Source organism: Nocardia sp. MH4, assembly GCF_019266065.1.
Lineage (GTDB): Bacteria > Actinomycetota > Actinomycetes > Mycobacteriales > Mycobacteriaceae > Nocardia > Nocardia canadensis.
Window position 1 is genome coordinate 82986 of the sequence record NZ_LPNR01000131.1, and the last position, 16606, is coordinate 99591.

10 protein-coding genes and 1 pseudogene are annotated in these 16606 nt (G+C 72.1%); 7 read left to right on the plus strand and 4 right to left on the minus strand.

From position 1 onward, the window contains the following. Positions 1–23: 23 nt before the first annotated feature. Positions 24–254, plus strand: coding sequence for a mycoredoxin (locus ATM97_RS32115; RefSeq protein ID WP_218721981.1), 231 nt, complete (start codon positions 24–26; stop codon positions 252–254). A gap of 14 nt (positions 255–268) precedes the next feature. Here the strand turns inward: ATM97_RS32115 and nudC are convergent, their stop codons facing one another. From nudC to ATM97_RS32135, 4 genes are all read right to left on the minus strand, one after another. After that, entirely contained in the window at positions 269–1162 is an 894-nt protein-coding gene (nudC, locus tag ATM97_RS32120; protein ID WP_218721971.1) for an NAD(+) diphosphatase, read from the minus strand. Between the two features lie 33 nt (positions 1163–1195). Then, positions 1196–2251, minus strand: coding sequence for a TrkA family potassium uptake protein (locus ATM97_RS32125; protein ID WP_218721972.1), 1056 nt, complete (start codon positions 2249–2251; stop codon positions 1196–1198). Between the two features lie 79 nt (positions 2252–2330). Beyond that, positions 2331–5978: an ATP-dependent helicase gene (locus ATM97_RS32130; RefSeq protein WP_218721973.1), complete on the minus strand. Its 3648-nt coding sequence runs from the start codon at positions 5976–5978 to the stop codon at positions 2331–2333. Next, the gene (locus ATM97_RS32135; RefSeq protein ID WP_374104929.1) at positions 5975–9805 is read right to left on the minus strand and encodes an ATP-dependent helicase; all 3831 of its coding nucleotides are present in this window, start codon (positions 9803–9805) and stop codon (positions 5975–5977) included. The genes ATM97_RS32130 and ATM97_RS32135 overlap by 4 nt, the downstream gene beginning before the upstream one ends. An 88-nt stretch (positions 9806–9893) precedes the next feature. Here ATM97_RS32135 and ATM97_RS32140 point away from each other — a divergent pair, with 88 nt between their 5' ends. From ATM97_RS32140 to ATM97_RS32165, 6 genes and pseudogenes are all read left to right on the plus strand, one after another. Next, on the plus strand, positions 9894–10685 hold the full coding sequence (locus tag ATM97_RS32140; protein ID WP_218721974.1) for an alpha/beta fold hydrolase: 792 nt from the start codon (positions 9894–9896) through the stop codon (positions 10683–10685). A gap of 5 nt (positions 10686–10690) precedes the next feature. Then, positions 10691–10981 carry an MGMT family protein gene (locus ATM97_RS32145; protein ID WP_218721975.1) on the plus strand — a complete coding sequence of 97 codons (291 nt, stop codon included), beginning with the start codon at positions 10691–10693 and terminating at the stop codon, positions 10979–10981. A gap of 1407 nt (positions 10982–12388) precedes the next feature. Next, entirely contained in the window at positions 12389–14131 is a 1743-nt protein-coding gene (locus ATM97_RS32150) for an NTP transferase domain-containing protein (RefSeq protein ID WP_218721976.1), read from the plus strand. 468 nt (positions 14132–14599) lie between these two features. Continuing rightward, positions 14600–15127 (plus strand): DUF3558 domain-containing protein, encoded by a 528-nt coding sequence (locus ATM97_RS32155; protein WP_308248697.1) that lies wholly within the window; start codon positions 14600–14602, stop codon positions 15125–15127. A 9-nt stretch (positions 15128–15136) separates the two neighbouring features. Further along, positions 15137–15514, plus strand: coding sequence for a hypothetical protein (locus tag ATM97_RS32160; RefSeq protein WP_218721978.1), 378 nt, complete (start codon positions 15137–15139; stop codon positions 15512–15514). Then, positions 15514–16606, plus strand: a pseudogene (locus ATM97_RS32165) (hypothetical protein); the annotation flags it as partial. The gene ATM97_RS32160 and the pseudogene ATM97_RS32165, both read left to right, overlap by 1 nt.

Below are 16606 nucleotides of genomic sequence, written 5' to 3' on the forward strand. Positions count from 1 at the left end.
CTGAAGCAACCACTGATCTGACGATGTACTCGACCACCTGGTGCGGCTACTGCCGTCGCCTCAAGACCCAGCTCGACGAGGCGGGCATCACCTACACCGTGATCGACATCGAGGACGACCCCGCTTCGGCCGAATTCGTCGGCAGCGTGAACAACGGCAACCACGTCGTCCCGACCATCAAGTACCGGGACGGCTCGACGGCGACCAACCCGTCACTGTCGCAGGTCAAGCAGGCCCTGGCCGCCCTGGCCTGAGCGCCGCGCGCCGGCTACTCGGCCCAGGATTCGATGATCGTGCGAGCGATCGAGATGGAACCGGGCACCAGTAGCCGCGCGCCCTGCTCGCGCGCCGCGGTCCAATCTCCGGCCCGCAGCGCCGCGCGGACCTCGTCGCGGGTGAACCAGTGCGCCTCGGCGATCTCGCCGTCGGAGAACACCAGCTCCTGCTCCGGATCGCCGACCGCGGCGAAGCCGACCATCAGCGAGCGCGGGAAGGGCCACGGCTGACTGCCGAGGTAGGTGACCTCGCGCACGTCGACGCCCACTTCCTCGCGGATCTCCCGCTCGACGCAGTGCTCGAGCGATTCGCCCGCCTCCACGAATCCGGCCAGCAGCGAGAACATGGTCGCGGGCCAGGCGTGCTGGCGGGCCAGCAGCACCCGGTCGGCGCCGTCGTGCACCAGGCAGATGATGGCGGGGTCGATCCGGGGGAATTCCTCCTCGCCGGTGGCGGTCAGCCGGGACCAGCCCGCCCGCGCCGAGGTCGTCGAGGTGCCGTCGCCACCGTGGTAGCCCGCCCGGTCGTGCCAGTTGAGCAGCGCGTAGGCGGTGGCGAGCAGGTCGGCGGTGAAGTCGTCCACAGCGCCGAGGGCCCGCAGGTCCTTGAGCGTCCCGTCGAGCTCGGGCTCGCGCACGGCCCACAGGTGACTGTCCTCGGCGACACCGAGGAACACCGCGCCTGCGCCTGGCTCGTCGGCGATCGTGATCGCCGCGTCCAGGACGACGCCCGCGCTCTCCACCCGCACCCGTCCCCGCGCGTCGACGCGCAGGACCTTGGCCTTGCCCCACCCCTCCCGCAGCGCGTCGGGGTCGAGCCGGACGTGCTCGGCTCGATCGATCGTGGAACGCGACAGCAGCGGAACGTCTTTCAACCGGAACGACACACGTCCGAGCCTAGCCGGTCGCGCGGTCCCGGATCACTTGCCGGTGTGCCGGATGTAGAGCAGCTTGTCGCTCGCCTCGAGCGCGTCGACCTCGGGCTCGCCCACCCGGATCAGGTTCCCGTCCCGCACCACGCCGAGCACGATGTCACTGAGATGGCGCGGCGAGCCACCGACCTCGGCCGGTTCGACCTCGCGTTCGGCCACGGCGAAGCCCTGCTCGGGCGTGAGCAGATCCTCCATCATCTCCACGACGGTGGGCGTGGTGGTGGCGATGCCGAGCAACCGGCCCGCGGTCTCCGAGGACACCACGACCGAGTCCGCGCCGGACTGGCGCACCAGGTGGGTGTTCTCCGCCTCACGGATGGCGACCACGATCTTGGCGGTCTTGTTCAGTTCCCGGGCGGTGAGCGTCACCAGCGTCGCGGTGTCGTCCCGGTTGGTGGCGACGATGACCGAGGCGGCCCGCTGGACGCCGGTCAGCCGCAGCACATCGGATTTGGTCGCCGAGCCGTGCACGGTGACCAGTCCCGCGCTTGCCGCCGCCTCCAGCGCCACCGCGTCGGTGTCGACGACCACGATGTCGGCCTGCTGCACCCCGTCGGCGAGCATGGCGTCGATCGCGGTGCGTCCCTTGGTGCCGTAGCCGACGACGACGGTGTGATTGCGCACGGTGTGCCTCCATCGCTGAATCTTGAACGCCTGCCGGGACCGTTCGGTGAGCACGCTGAGGGTGGTGCCGACCAGCACGATCAGGAACAGGACGCGCAGTGGCGTGATGACGATCGTGTTGATCAGTCGCGCCGAGGGAGTGATCGGGGCGATGTCGCCGTACCCGGTCGTCGAGAGCGAGACGGTCGCGTAGTACATCGCGTCCAGGAACGACAGTTCGTCGCCGGAGTTGTCACGGTAGCCGTCCCGGCCGATGTACACCACGGTCGCCGCGGCGAACAGCAGCGCGATCGCGAACAGGACGCGGCGGGTGAGCGACACCCACGGACTGGTCTGCACGGCGGGAATCCGCAAGAGACCGACCAGCGCGTAGTCCGGGCTGCTGCTGAGCCCGATCGGGCCACGTTTGTCGCCTAGCATCGCCCCCTCCTTTCGCTCGGCCCGTCACCGCTGGGCTCCGGCACAACCCGGGAGCCTACTGCGTGCGGGCGTCTCGGGCTCATTCGACATCAGGGACCGGCGCCGCGTCGCGGATGAGCTGTGCCAGTTCGCGCGGACCGGCCAGGTCGGTGGGCGCGATGGTGCGCCCGGACCGGACGTAATGGAATGCCGCGCCGACCCGTTCGAGCATCGTCGCCTCGTCGGCACCGGTGCGCGCGGCCATCAGCCGCGCCCAGGCGAGCCGGTAGACGGCCAGCTGCACCGCGACGGCGGCTTCGTCGGCGGGGCCGGGCTCGGCGCCGGTCTTCCAGTCGACCACCACCCAGCGGCCGCCGGGTTCGGCGAACACCGCGTCCATCCGCCCCCGGATGACGGTGCCGGCGATGCTGGTCTCGAACGGCACCTCGACATCGATCGGATTGCGGTGCGCCCACGGTGAGCGACGGAACGCGGCCTGCATGGCGGCGAGTTCGCGGTCGGCCCGGCCCAGTTCGGTGCCGCTGTCGGCGGCACCCGGCAGTTCGTCGAGACCCAGCAGCTGTTCGGTGCCGAACCAGGACTGCACCCAGGCGTGGAACGCGGTGCCGCGCCTGGCCATCGGGTTCGGCGGATACGGCAGGGGGCGGCGCAGCCGGGCCGCCAGGCGGGTCGGGTCGGCGCGCAGTTCCACCAGCGCGGTCGCGGGCAGCTGGCCGGGCAGCTCCACCTGCTGGTCGGCGAGTTCGGCCGCGGTGAACTCGGCGAGCAGCGCGTCGACGTCGGTGGCCCAGCCCTCCGGATCGTCCTCGTCGTCGGTCGGCTCGGGATCGGCCGGGCGGGAACGCAACCGCTCGAGTGCCGCGCGCACCAGCTCCGCGCCCTGTTCGATCGGATCGCGCCGGCCGCCGAGCGGATCGCGCGGCCAGGGGGCGGTGGGCGGGTTGTCGGCGAACGGGTTGACGGCGTCGGGCGCGGGCGGGTCGTCCCAGCGGGCGATGGTGGCGACACCGAAGGCGGCGCTGCCGGGGTCCTCGTTCGCCTGCTTCAGTTCGAGCAGGAAGTCCGACGGACCCTTCTGGGCGGTACCGGTCTCGGGCCAGTAGTAGGCCGAAACCAGCAGGACCCGTTCGGTTCTGGTGAGGGCCACATAGAACAGCCGACGTTCCTCGTCGAGGCGGCGGCTCTTGAGCGCGTCCTTGTGGTCGGCGATGGCGCGTTCGAGTTCGGCGCGGTCCCCGACCCGGCTCAGGTCCAGCACCGGCACGCCCTCGGACGCGTCGGGCTGGGCGCGGTCGCCGCGCAGGGTGGTAGGCAGTTCGGTGAGCGCGCCGAGCCAGGTGCTCAGCGCGGTCGTCGAGGGGAACACCGACGCGCTCACGTGCGGCACCGCGACGACCTCCCATTCCAGCCCCTTGGCCGCGTGCACGGTGAGCACCTGCACCCGATCACGGGCGACCTCCACTTCGCCCGGTTCCAAGCCGTTCTCGACCGATTCCGCCGCGGTGAAGAAGGCGAGCAGACCGCTGAGCGAGGCGCGCGAGTCGGCCGCGTAGCCGGCCACCACCTCGGCGAACGCGTCGAGGTGCTCACGGCCCGCGCCACCGCCCGCGATGGCCCGTCTGGCCTGGGTCTCCACGCCGACGCCGATGGTGCGCTCGACATCGGCGACGAGCTCGACCAGTGGCTGCCCGCTGCGTTCGCGCAGGGCGCTCAGTTCCGCACCGAGCGCGACGATGCGGGCGAACCCCGCCTCCGAATACTGATCGGGCGCACCGGGATCGGCGATGGCGTCGGCCAGGCCCGCTTGTTCGGTGGGTTCCGGTGCCACCTCCCGCAACGCGCTCGCCAGTCCGGCGGCGTCGGTGATGGCGGCGGACGCGTCGCCGGACAGGCTGCCGATCGACAGCATCCGCGCCCGCCGGGCCAGGGCGGCGAGATCGGCGACGCCGAGCCGCCAGCGGGCGCCGGTGAGGATGCGCACGGCGGCGCTGCCGGTGCCGGGTTCGGCGATCAGCCGCAGGGTGGCGACGATGTCGGCGACCTCCGGTGTCGCGAGCAGCCCACCGAGACCGACGATTTCGACCGGAAGTCCTTGCTCGCGCAGCGCCTCGGCCAGCGGCGCGGCGTCGGCGTTGCGCCGGATCAGCACCGCCGAGGTCGGTGGCGGCTGGTCGGCCGCCCTGGCGTTCGCCCATTCGTGGGCGATCCGTTCGGCGATCCAGTCCCGTTCCTGGGCAACGGTTTCGGTGAGCGCCAGTTCGACGACACCGGGCTGCGCCTCGGGTTTGGCCCGCAGCGCGTCGACGGTCGCCCCGCCCGCGGCCTTGGCCCGCAGGCGCAGCGGATCGGCGACCAGGTTCGCCAGGGCGAGGGCTTGCGGCGGGTTTCGCCAGCTGGTCAGCAGCGGCAGGATCGGCGCGGGGGCACCGGAAGCTTCGGGGAAGTCGGTCGCGAAACGGGGCAGGTTGGCCGCCGACGCGCCACGCCAGCCGTAGATCGACTGCATCGGGTCACCGACCGCGGTGACGGCGAGAGACCTGTCGGTTCCGCTCGACGCGTGGCCGCCCGCCGACCCGCTCTCCGGCCGACCACCCTCGCGGCTCGCCGATACAGCCGCAGCCCCGGTGACACCGAAATCACCCGCCGCCGCGAGCGAGTGATCCGCGGGGTCGACGGGTCCGGTGCCGAGGAGATCGGGCTCTCCCGCACCGAGATGATCCGGGCCCCAGAGCGTCTCGGGTCCCGGTGCCGGGGCTGTCGACGAACCGCCGCGAACCCGCACAGGACGCGGCCGATCCTGGCGCACGGCGTCGGCATCGCCGAACAGCGCCGACAGCAGAACCCGCTGGGCGTGCCCGGTGTCCTGGTATTCGTCGAGCAGCACCAGCTTGAACCGGGCGCGTTCGGCGGCCGCCACCTCTGGATGGTCGACGGCCAGCTGCGCGGCCAGCGACATCTGGGAGCCGAAATCGAGGGCGCCACGGCGGTTCAGCGCCTCGGCGAGCTGACGGACCAAGGGCAGCAGCGCGACCCGCTCCCGCTGCGCGTCGACCACGGCGGTCAGCGTCTTGCTCGGCCCGCCGCGCTGCCGCGGCCCGGCGGGCAGGGTGTACACCAGTTTCTCCAGCTCGGCGTGTGCCTCGGCGAGCTGCTCCGGTTCCACCAGGTGCTCGGCGAGCTGGCCGGACAGCGCCAGCACCGCCTCGGTCACCGAGACCGGGGTGCGGTCGGTGTCGAGGTCGCCGTCCCAGGACCGCACCACCTCGTGCGCGAGCTGCCACAACTGGGTCTGGGTGAGCAGCGCGGCCGACGGCTCGACGGGCAGCAGCAGGCCGTGCGCGGTGAGCAGCCTGCCCGCGTACGAGTGATAGGTGCTGATCTCCGGTTCGGCGCCGGAGATCAGCGTGCGCAGCGCACCGGTCGGGTCGATCTCACGCACCAGCGGCGCGCCGGCCAGGCGGGCCAGGCGGGTGCGGATACGCGAGGTCAGCTGCTGGGCGGCCTTGCGGGTGAAGGTGAGGCCGAGCACCTCGTCCGGGGCGACGAGCTGGTTGGCCACCATCCACACCACGCGCGCGGCCATGGTCTCGGTCTTGCCCGCGCCCGCCCCCGCCACGACCAGTGTCGGGCCCGGCGGCGCGGCGATGACCGCCGCCTGCTCGGCGGTCGGTGGCGGCAGCCCGAGCGCGTCGGCCAACCGCTGCGGGGTGACGCGCACGCCGCTCACTCGTCGGTCACCTGCCGTCCGGTGTCCTGCACCGGGCAACTGCCCGCGACCGGACAGTGCCTGCACCCGTCGTTGCGCACGGCCAGGTAGCCGGGCCCACGCGTGGCGGCCGCCGCGTCGTGGATCGTCTCGCGCCAGGTGTCGAGCCCCTCGGCGTCCAGCGCGGTCTGCGCGCGTTCGGTGGCACCGGTCTTGTGATGTGGCTTGGCGACATAGACCAGCCTGGCCCCACCGGGATCGGCGGGCGCGGCCGATTCCGCCTCGTCGAGCGCGCCGTGCGCGGCGGCGACCTGGTAGGTCGCCAGCTGGGCGTGCTCGGCGACGGCCTTCGCGCTGACCGGTGTCTTGCCGGTCTTCACATCGACGATCACGAAGCGCCCCTGCGCGTCCCGCTCCAGACGGTCGATCCGGCCACGGATCCGCACCGCGCGTTCGTCGTCCGACCGCGCGGGCAGCACGCAGTCCACGGGTACCTCGACACCCGCCTGGGTGAGCTCGCCGCGGGTGGTCCTGACCCAGGACAGGAAGGTCTCCAGCATCGCCTCGGTGCGGCGCAGCTCCTGCCGGGAGTGCCAGCCGGTGGCCGGGTCGACCGACTTCCACGCCTGGTCCAGCGCCGCGCGGACCTGTGCCTCCGGCACGTCACCGGCCAGCGCCTGCACCAGGGTATGCACGAGATTGCCCTTGACGGCGTGCGGATTGTCGCCGTCGGTGCCGCCGTGGCGTTCCAGCGCCCAGCGCAGCGGGCAGGTGCGCAGCAGTTCGACCGTCGACGGGGACAGGCCGATCGGGGAATCGTCGTCGTCCCACAGTCCCTTGTCCGAGCTGAGCTCGGCGGTGCCGTACCAGTCGCCGGGATCGGTACCGGGGACACCGGCGTCGGCGAGCCGGGCCAGCTGGTGGGCGGCCCGGTCCCGCCGGTCCGGGGCGGTGGTGGGATCGCAGACCACGCCGCGCAGTTCGGCGACCAGGGCGTGCATCACCAGCGCGCGACCGGGATCGGCGACGGGCAGCGCGCCGGGTTCGCCGGTGTCGTCGTCGCCGAGCAGTTCGGTGAGGAAGCGCGAGGGCACCAGATCCTGGTCGCCCGCCGCGGATTCGACGGCGGTGACCAGCAGCGATCGCCGGGCCCGGCTGCACGCGACGAGCAGCAGCCTGCGTTCCTCGGCCAGGATCGGCGCGGCCCGGCTCGTGGTCGCCCCGAGGTCGACACCGGCGACCAGGTCGACGAGATCCTCGGTGTGCAGCAGCGTTCCCCTGGCGCGCGGGTTGGGCCAGATCCCCTCCTGCACCGCGGCCACCGCCACCACATCCCACTCCCGGCCCGCCGCCGCGTGCGCGCTGAGCAGCGACACGGCCTCACCCTCGGCGGTCAGCGGCCTGCCCTGCTGGGGAATCTGCTGGTGCAGCAAGTATTCGACGAAACCGTCGATGCTCGCCTTGGGCAGCCGGTCGACGTAACCCGCCGCGGCGTCGAACAATTCGACGGCGGCGTCGAGGTCGCGGTCGGCCTGCATGCCCGCCGCGCCGCCGCGCCGGGACTGGCGGAACCAGCGCCGTTCCAGGCGGGAACTGGTCCACAGTGTCCACAGCACGTCCTCGACGCCCTGGCCGCTGGCCTGGGTCTCCCTCGCCTTACGCACCGCCCGCAGCACCCGCTGCAGCGGCGCGGCCTCCACTTCGGTGAGTCCGTCGAGCAGCCGCTCCTCGCCGATGCCGACGATCAGGTCGCGCAGGACCTCCGCCGAGGACTGGTCGATGAGCGGCACCGCCGGGGGTTCGGGTTCGGGCCGGGGCGGGCCGACGACGGGCGGCGGTGCGGCGGGCGGGTTTTCGGCGTCGAGCAGGTCGATGTCGTCGGGCAGGCGTTCGGCGATGTCCCAGTCCGGTTCGGGTTCCGGGCGCAGCGGATCGTCCGGGTCGGCCTGCGGCGGCAGCCATTCGCCGTCGATCGGATCCGGTTCCGGTTCGGGTGCTTCCGGTGGGGGCGGCGGTGTTTCGTCCCAGAGCAGGAATTGGTCGGCGTCGGCGTAGGGGTCGGCGGCGGCCAGCGCGCCGGTGCGCTCCAGGTCCAGGACCGTGCGGCGGATGCCACGGCGCAGCCGCCGCAGGGCGATCTGATCGGCGCCGCCGAGGGGACCGGACAGCAGGTCCATGGCGTCCTCGGGCGAGAACATGGCGTCGATCGCGCGCCTCGAACCCGGTCGTGACGAGTCCCCGGCCAGCAGCACACGCAGCGCCAGCACCATCCACGCCGCACCGCGCCTGCGGGCGAGCGGTTCGGCCACCGCCGGTCGGCGCACCGGAACACCCGCGGCCAGCAGTGCGCGCCGCAGCGGTGCGAGCGAGAGCGGGACCGAGCGCACGATCACCGCCATGGCGGACCACGGGATGCCATCGGTCAGATGCGCCCGGCGCAGGTGATCGGCGATCAGCGCCGCTTCCTTGGCCGCGGTCGACAACACCCGGACCCGCACGCTCGACTCGACCTCGTGGTCGGGCACCTCGTCGGCCCGGCCCGGTGCCGCCGTCGAACCACCGCCGAAGTCGCCGGACCGATCCGGTCCCGCGTCGTCGGTGTCGCTGGACGTCGATGGCCGGGACTCACCGCGGCGCCTGGACTCGGCGTGGCCCCTCGTGTCGAGCAACTCCGGCATCGGCCGACGACCAGCCGAATCCCCTTCGGTACCACCGTGCTCGGTGGATTCCGGCGGAGCGGCCTGCCCGGGTAGCACGCGGTGACGCGCACTTCCCGGCAGTCGCGCCGCGATCCGCGCGGTGGCCAGGCGGATGGGTTCGCCGCTGCGGTGGTTGTGCCGCAAGATGATTCGCCGCTGCGGCACCGTGTCGATATCGATCAGGAAGCGGGAGTCCGCCCCGCGGAAGGTGAACACGCTCTGGTCCGGGTCACCGGTGACGACCGTGCTCGCGCTGCCGCTGCCGATGGCGCGCACCAGGGTCGCGGCCTGCGGGTCGAGGTGCTGGGCGTCGTCGACGAGCAGGTAGCGGATCCGATCGCGTTCGGCGGCGAGCAGATTCCGGTCACCGGCCAGCGCGTCGAGGGCCGCGCCGACGAGTTCGGCGGCGTCGAGGGCGGGCGCTGTCGCCTCGGGAGCCGCGACGCCGACCGACCAGCGCAGCATCGACGCCTGTTCGTAGCGCTGGAAGAACCGCCCCGCCGCCACCCAGGCGTCGTTGTCGTGTTCCCGGCCCAGCGCCATCAGATCCTCGGGGCCGAGCCCGCGTTCGGTGGCCCGCAGCATCAGGTCGCGCAGTTGTTCGGCGAATCCGCCCAGCGCGAGCGCGGGGTGCAGCCGGGGCGGCCACAGTCCGCGCGCGCCCGCCTCGATGTCGGCGAGGTCGCCGCGCAGCATCTCGCGCAGCACGGCGTCCTGTTCGGCGCCGGTGAGCAGTCTCGGCGGCGGGTTGCCGTGCAGCTCGGCGTGGCGGCGCAGGACCGAGAACGCGTAGGAGTGCAGCGTGCGCACCATCGGTTCCCGGCTCGCGCCCGGGATGCCGCCCGCGTGCGGTCCGAGCTGGACGGTGATCGCGTCGCGCAGCGCGGCGGCGGCCTGCTTGGTGTGGGTGAGGACCAGCACCGACGAGGGGTCGGCGCCGTCGGTGATCCGCGCGGTCACCAGGTCGACCAGCAGCGCGGTCTTGCCGGTACCGGGGCCGCCGAGGACCTGCCAGGGCAGCCAGCCGGGGCGCGACGGCGCGGGCTGGGCCTGCTCGGCGAACAGCGCGCGAACAGCGGCGCCCCAGGCTCGCGGCCGGGGCGCCCGCGTCGTCCGGCGCACGAGTCGCACCGAGCTATCCGATCGCACCACGTCGGCTATTGCAACAGACCAGTACGACACGCCAGCACTCCCCTGCCGGGGGGACACGCTGCGCGATGGTGCGCGACCGGCCAGAATGGCTGTCGTGTCCTCGCTTCATGTGTACCGTTTCGGTCCCGCCGACGGCCCTGCCGTCCTCGCCCTGCACGGTCTCACCGGCCACGGCAACCGCTGGGAAACCCTGGCCACCGAGCACCTGCCCCAGGCCCGGGTCATCGCTCCCGACCTGCGCGGACACGGCCGCTCGACCTCGCTGCCACCGTGGGACTTCGAGACGATCGTCGACGATCTGGCGGCCCTCGTGCGGGCGGAGACCGACGGTCCGGTGGTCGTCGTCGGCCACTCCTTCGGCGGCGCGGCCGGCATCCACCTGGCCCGTCGTCATCGCGACCTGGTGCGGTCGCTGATCCTGCTCGACCCCGCGATCGGCATCGATCCGAAGCTCATCGAACAGGTCGCCCTCGCCAACCTCGCCTCCCCCGACTACACCGACCTCGCCGAGGCCAGGTCCGACAAGCAGCACAGCGCGTGGAGCCCCGACGAGGTCGACCCGGCGCTGCTCGAACGCGAGCTGGCCGAGCATCTGGTGCCCACCGAGGGCGGCCGGGTGGGCTGGCGCATCTTCCAGCCCGCGATCACCTCGTACTGGGGTCAGCTCGCGCGTCCGTTCGTGCTGCCGCCCGCCGACCTGACCACCGTGCTGGTCCGCGCGGCCAAGGTGCAGCCGCCCTATGTCACCGCCGAGTTCCTGGCCGCGCTGTCCGCTCACCTCGGCGACCGGCTCACCGTCGAGGTGTGGGAGTGCGATCACATGATCGCCCAGGCCCGCCCCGCCGAGGCGGCCGCGCTGATCGCCGCGGCACTGTAGCGGCGATGGCGGCGACGACGGAGGAGCAGGTCGAACGAGTCCGCGCACTGGTCGCGGCCATCCCGCCCGGCCGGGTGTCGACCTACGGCGATATCGCCCAGGGGGCGGGTCTGTCCTCGGCGCGCACCGTCGGCTGGATCATGCGCACCGACTCCGCCGACCTCCCCTGGCACCGGGTGATCGGCGCGTCCGGCCGCCCCGCCGCCCACCTCGCCGCCCGGCAGTTGCGTCTGCTCGCCGAAGAAGGGGTGCCGATCGTCGACGGTCGCGTCGACCTCCGCACAGCCCGGCTCTGAGCGTTACCCGGCCGTCGGTTCGCGCTCGATCACGCGACGCGGCCACCGCAGCGCCCGTCGGTTCGCGCTCGATCACGCAATGCCCGCCGGTCGTGCTCGATCCGCGACCGATCCGACCCGCCCCGAAGCGATGGCCGTCGGCCGGGCGGCGACTCAGTGCTCATCCGGAAAGGACTGCTGCACAGTCGGATCCGAGGGCGCTACCGGTCTAGCCGGAGGTGTGACCGGGGAGGAGCGGCGAGCCGGGTCCTCCGCGTAGGTATCCGCCGAGGGCGAGTGCACCGGGGGCCGGTCCCCCGGCCGCACCGGCGGCGGCGTCAACGGCGCACCGACATCGGAGCGCCGCACGGGCCCCGCTGTTTTGGTCGGCGCCGAGTGCCGTTCGTCTACAGCAGGTTTCGATGCATTCGGCGCACTGGTTCGCGCGTCCGGGGCGCTGGGTCTCGTGTCCGGGGCGCCGGGCCTCAGGTCAGGACCGCCAGGCCTCAGGCCCGAGGCGCCGGGCCCCGTGTCAGGACCGCCGGGCCTCAGGTCAGGATTGCTGGGCCGCACCGCAGTGCCGTTGGGCCGCACGGCAGGACCGTTGGGCCGCGAATCGAGACCACCGGGCGGCGCGCTCAGCTCACCAGGTCGCGCCGCCGCTCCGCTGGGCGCGTCCTGCGGTCGCCGTGCTCCCGCATCTGGGCGCTTCGGCGTCCGCTCGGGGTGGGGCCCACTCCCCGATGCCGCGGGCCCACCCCGCCAGTTCCCGGGCGTCTGCGCCCCACCGAACTGCTCACGCCCGGGCGTCTGCACCCCACCGGACTGTTGAGGTGCGAGTGGATGCGCCCCACCCGACGGTTGAGGCACGGGCGGCTGCACCATGCCCGACTGTTGAGGCACGAGCGGATGCACCCCACCCGACTGTTGATATCCGGGCGGCTGCGCCATGCCGGGCTGCTGGATCGCGGGCGACTGCGCTCGGCCGGGCTGCTCGTACGCCGCCGCCGGAGTGTGCGAAGGACTCACTCCCGCCTGTGCGCTGCCCGGCGGATACGCCGACAATCGCCCCGCACCGACACCACGTTTCGTCGGCGACCGCGAGGACTTGATCCACCAGAACACCAGCGCACCGAGGATCGCGAACACCACCGACCACACGAGGTAGACGACCAGGATTCCCATATCGCGTTCGACGAGTCCGACCACCACCCCGAGCGCGCCGAACAACCCGCCGAGTGTGACGACCACGAACAGGAATCCGCGGATCACGTCGCCGAGCATCGTCGGCTGACCCGGTCCACCTGCACCGGACATCCCCACCCCCTTGCCGGACCGCGACGCGACGCCGCCGTCGGGCGCTCGAGCATCGACGTCACGCCCCGCTAGCATGACTTTCGTGCCGATTACCCTACGCCGGATCAGCCGATGACCGCCGCCGATGCGATCGTGCTCGCGGGCGGACGCGCGAGCCGGATGGGCGGGGTGGACAAACCCGCGATCGTGATCGGCGGCCGATCGATGCTCGACGCCGCGCTGGCCGCGGTGGCCGACTGCGGCCGGATCGTGCTGGTCGGTCCACATCGGCCCGCGCTGGATCCCGGGGTGCAGCAGGTCAGGGAGGTCCCACCGGGTTCCGGCCCGGTCGCGGCGATCGGCACCGGGTTCAGCGCGCTCGGCCCCGACCCGGCGCCGTGGATCGTGGTCCTCGCCGCGGACATGCCGTTCCTCACCCCCGACACCGTGCGCGAATTACTGCGCCGCGCAGCCGAATCGACCACCGACGCGGTCTTCGCGATCGACGCCTCCGGCCGACCCCAATACCTCGTCGGGGTCTGGCGTCGCACCGCCCTGGCCGCGGCACTGGCCGGGCTGGACGCGCTGGAGAACCAGCCGATGAAGGCGATCGTCCCCACCGAGACCACCCTGATCGAACTGCCCGGCACCGGCGACTGTGACACCGAGGAGGAGGTCCGCCGCGCCCGCGAGACGATCGCCGACCGCGCCGCCACCCGCCTCGACCTCACCGCGGCCAGGGCCCGCATCGCCGCCGAGCTGACCCCGCTGGTCGCCTACGAGGCCGAGCTGGGCGAAGTGAGCGGCGCCGCCCTCGCCGCCCCGATCGTCGCCGCCGGCGCGCTGCCCCGCTTCGACGTCTCCGCGATGGACGGCTACGCCGTGTGTGGCGACGGGCCTTGGCAGTTGCGCCGCGATATCGGTTTCGCGGGCGGCGCCCGCCCGGTCGGCCTGCTGCCCGGCGAAGCGGTGCGCATCGCCACCGGCGCGCACGTCCCCGACGGCACCACCTCCGTCCTGCGTGACGAGTTCGCCGACGTCACCGGCGACGAGCTCACCCGCCGCCCCGACACCCCGATCCGCAGCGATATCCGCACCCGCGGCGAGGACCAGATGGTCGGCGATCTTCTCGCTCCCGCAGGCACGCGCGTCACCGCCGCCCTGCGCTCGGCGGCCGCCTCCGTGGAGGTCACCGCGGGCCTGGTCCGTGGGCCCGTCCGGGCCCGCATCGTCATGACCGGCGACGAGATCCGCAGCAGCGGCCCGCTGCAAGCCGGTCAGACCCGCGACTCGATCGGCCCCGTCCTGCCCGACCTGCTCGCCGGCCTCGGCGTCACCGTGCTCGACCGAGTCCACCTGCGCGACACCGACCACGGCTTCGACGACATGCTCACCGCCACAGCCGGTTTCGATCTCCTGGTGGTGGTCGGCGCCACCGGCGGCGGCGCCGCCGACCAGCTCCGCTCCGCCATCGCCCGCGCCGAGGCTCGTGTCGTCGTCCCGCGACTGGCCATGCGCCCCGGCGGCTCCACCATCGTCGCCGAACTCCCTACCGGCCCCACGGTTCTCGGCCTCCCCGGCAATCCCTTCGCCGCGATCGCCGTCCTGCTCGCCCTGACCCCCGCCATCGTCGCCGCCCGCACCGCCGCACCCCCACCCCGCCCGGCCTACGGCCCCCTCCACAACGCCGCCGAAACAGCGGGCCCCGTCCAGCGCATCACCCCCGCCCGCCACACCCCCGAAGGCGGCTGGACCGCCGACACCTCCGTCCGCACCGCCCACTTGGCCGGCCTCATCGACCGCGACGGCCTCGTCATCGTCCCGCCGGATGCCCCCGACGGCACCATCGTCGAATTCCTCCCACTGCCCCATTGAGCGGGCGAGCGGTCATCGTCACCGGACGTCGCCACCGCCGACCCGCTGTCACCTGACGACCTTGCGGGACAGGCGGATAGTCGCGGCCGACCTCCCGCTGTCGACCGCCACCGATACCAAGAACAAGCGCTACCGAATCACCGACTCCTACCTGCGTTTCTGGCCGGCCTTCCTGGAACGCGGCATTCCCCTCGTCGAACGCGGCCGTAACGACCTCGCCCTGTCCCGGATCGAGCGGTCCTGGACGTCATGGCGCGGGTCTCGGAGGGAACTGATGACCGACACAGCGCTTAGCGCAGCTCTCGACCACCATCGCGGGCGAAACCCCGCCGAACCAGGTCGGTTGAGCTGGGACGACGGTCCGGTAGAGTCGTCGCGATAGTCGGCGCCGGGGATCCGGCGGGGAGAATCGAACCATTCGGGGGAATCATGCACAGGTGGCGAAAGGCTGTCCCAGCTGTCGCGATCGTGGTCGGAGCGCTGGTCAGCGGGTGCGATGAGGCCGAGCCGGTCCAGACGGCACCGCCCGCCACTACCGCAGCAGCGGCTACGACGAGTGCCGATCCGAGTGCCGGGCTCTGGGACCCCTGCACGCTGCCCGATTCAGCACTGTCCGCCGCCGGGCTGAACACCGCCACCAAGGAGAAGGATGTCGCGGGGGTGGCGTTCGAGGGGTGGAAGGTCTGCGGGTGGCAGGATTCGGCGAAGACGTACTCGTTCACCATCTACGCGAGTAGCCACACTTTGGACGAGGTCCGCTCACGTGCCGACCGGACCGATTTCGTCACCGTCCGAGTCGGCCCGTACGAAGGTCTCCAATATCGCCCGTCAGGATCTGCGCATGACGCCGGGTGCTTCATCAGCCTGCCGATCGGCAGCCAGATGGTCGACTTCAGCGTCCTGAACCGACATAGTGCGCGCGCTGTCGCCAAGGAAGCCTGCCAGGAGACACGACGGATCGCCGATGCCCTGGTTCAGAACGTTCCTGCACACTGAGGCGGACCGATGCTGTCGAACATCGACCCGGCCGAATGGACGAAGCTGGACGCGCAGGCTGCCGCGGGCCAATTGTCCATCGATCCAGCAGTCGGCACGAACCTCGCACGGGTGTGCGACGACCATCTCGATGCGCTGGAGACAGTGCTGACGCGACTCCTGCAGATCGAACAGATCACCGGATTCGGCTCGTTCAACTCCAGCAAGATCCTCGAAAACAAGTTCTCGCAGACGGCAGCAGGCGGTGACCGGTCGCTCCGCGACACCATCACGCAGCACATCGAGGCCGTCACAACCGCCAAAGAAGTTGTCCTCAAGGCGATCGCCAACTTCCAAGCCCAAGACGACGACAACGCTGGGCAATACACCGGTCTCGGGGGGAACTGATGACCTATGAGGAGTACAAAGCGCGGGTGATCGCCGCGCAGGAGCAATGGAACCAGGAGCGCAGCGTCATCTATCTGACGCAGAACCTGGCGAACTTCTCCCAGATCTTCGCGGGCGAGACCCAGCCGAACCATCTCGTCGGAACGGTGGACAGCTACGACCACATGCAGCTGCCGGAGATTCTGAGCGCGGTGTCCGCGATGAAACCGGCTGTGGTGCAGAGCGCTTCGGAGGTGTGGAGCAAGATCGGCGCCGATCTGTCGACGACCATCGTCGCGTTCAACAAGGCGTTCGAGGCGACGACGAACGGGCCGAACGGATGGGTCGGTGAAGCGGCGACGGCAGCGGTCACGGCGGTGAAGAACTACGCCGCGCAGTCGGCCACGCTGCCCGCCGCCGCGACGGCGGTCAGCCTCAAACTCGCCGAGATGAAGACGGGTCTGGAGCAGACGCAGGCGCTGATGCCGGGGCTCACCGAGCGTCCGACCGTCGCGGGCAAGACCCTGCCTGCCGACGGCGAGATGAAGCTGGACCAGTTCGAGGGAGACGAGGCGCTACAGGAAGCGCGTCGCATCCTGCGCACCGTGTACAGCCAGGTCGCGGTGCAATCCGATACCGGTGTCCCGTTCATGCCGACCGCGCCGAAGGTCGTCGGCGGCGACGGCGGCGACCCGTCGATTCCGGGCGGCGGCGGCAGCGACCAGGGCACGCAGTCCGGTGGCACCACCGGGGATACGGCGGGCACGGGCGGGCAGACCACGGCGGGGACCGAGGACGGGCAGGCGTCGGAGAACACCGGGACCGAGGGCACGACCACCACCGACGACGGCGGCACGGCCGACGACTCGACCACGTCGTCGTCGACCGACGACACCACGGCGGCCTCGACCACGTCGCCGACGACGACCTCGCCCACGACCACCACCCCGTCGGGATCGCCGACGGGCACGAATCCGTCCACACCGGGGACCACCACACCGATCGGCACGACTCCCGGCGGCGGCCGGGGCGGGAGCAGTGGGTCGACCGGCGGGCGCGGCGGGGCGACCGCGCCGGGCGCTGGCCGATCCGTCACCGCCGCCCCGGTGGGCG

Excerpts from the sequence above, each read along its gene's own strand:
- ATM97_RS32115 (WP_218721981.1), top strand. The coding sequence starts at position 24 with ATGTACTCGACCACCTGGTGCGGCTACTGCCGTCGCCTCAAGACCCAG.
- ATM97_RS32125 (WP_218721972.1), bottom strand. The coding sequence starts at position 2,251 with ATGCTAGGCGACAAACGTGGCCCGATCGGGCTCAGCAGCAGCCCGGAC.
- ATM97_RS32140 (WP_218721974.1), top strand. The coding sequence starts at position 9,894 with ATGGCTGTCGTGTCCTCGCTTCATGTGTACCGTTTCGGTCCCGCCGAC.
- ATM97_RS32145 (WP_218721975.1), top strand. The coding sequence starts at position 10,691 with ATGGCGGCGACGACGGAGGAGCAGGTCGAACGAGTCCGCGCACTGGTC.
- ATM97_RS32150 (WP_218721976.1), top strand. The coding sequence starts at position 12,389 with ATGACCGCCGCCGATGCGATCGTGCTCGCGGGCGGACGCGCGAGCCGG.
- ATM97_RS32160 (WP_218721978.1), top strand. The coding sequence starts at position 15,137 with ATGCTGTCGAACATCGACCCGGCCGAATGGACGAAGCTGGACGCGCAG.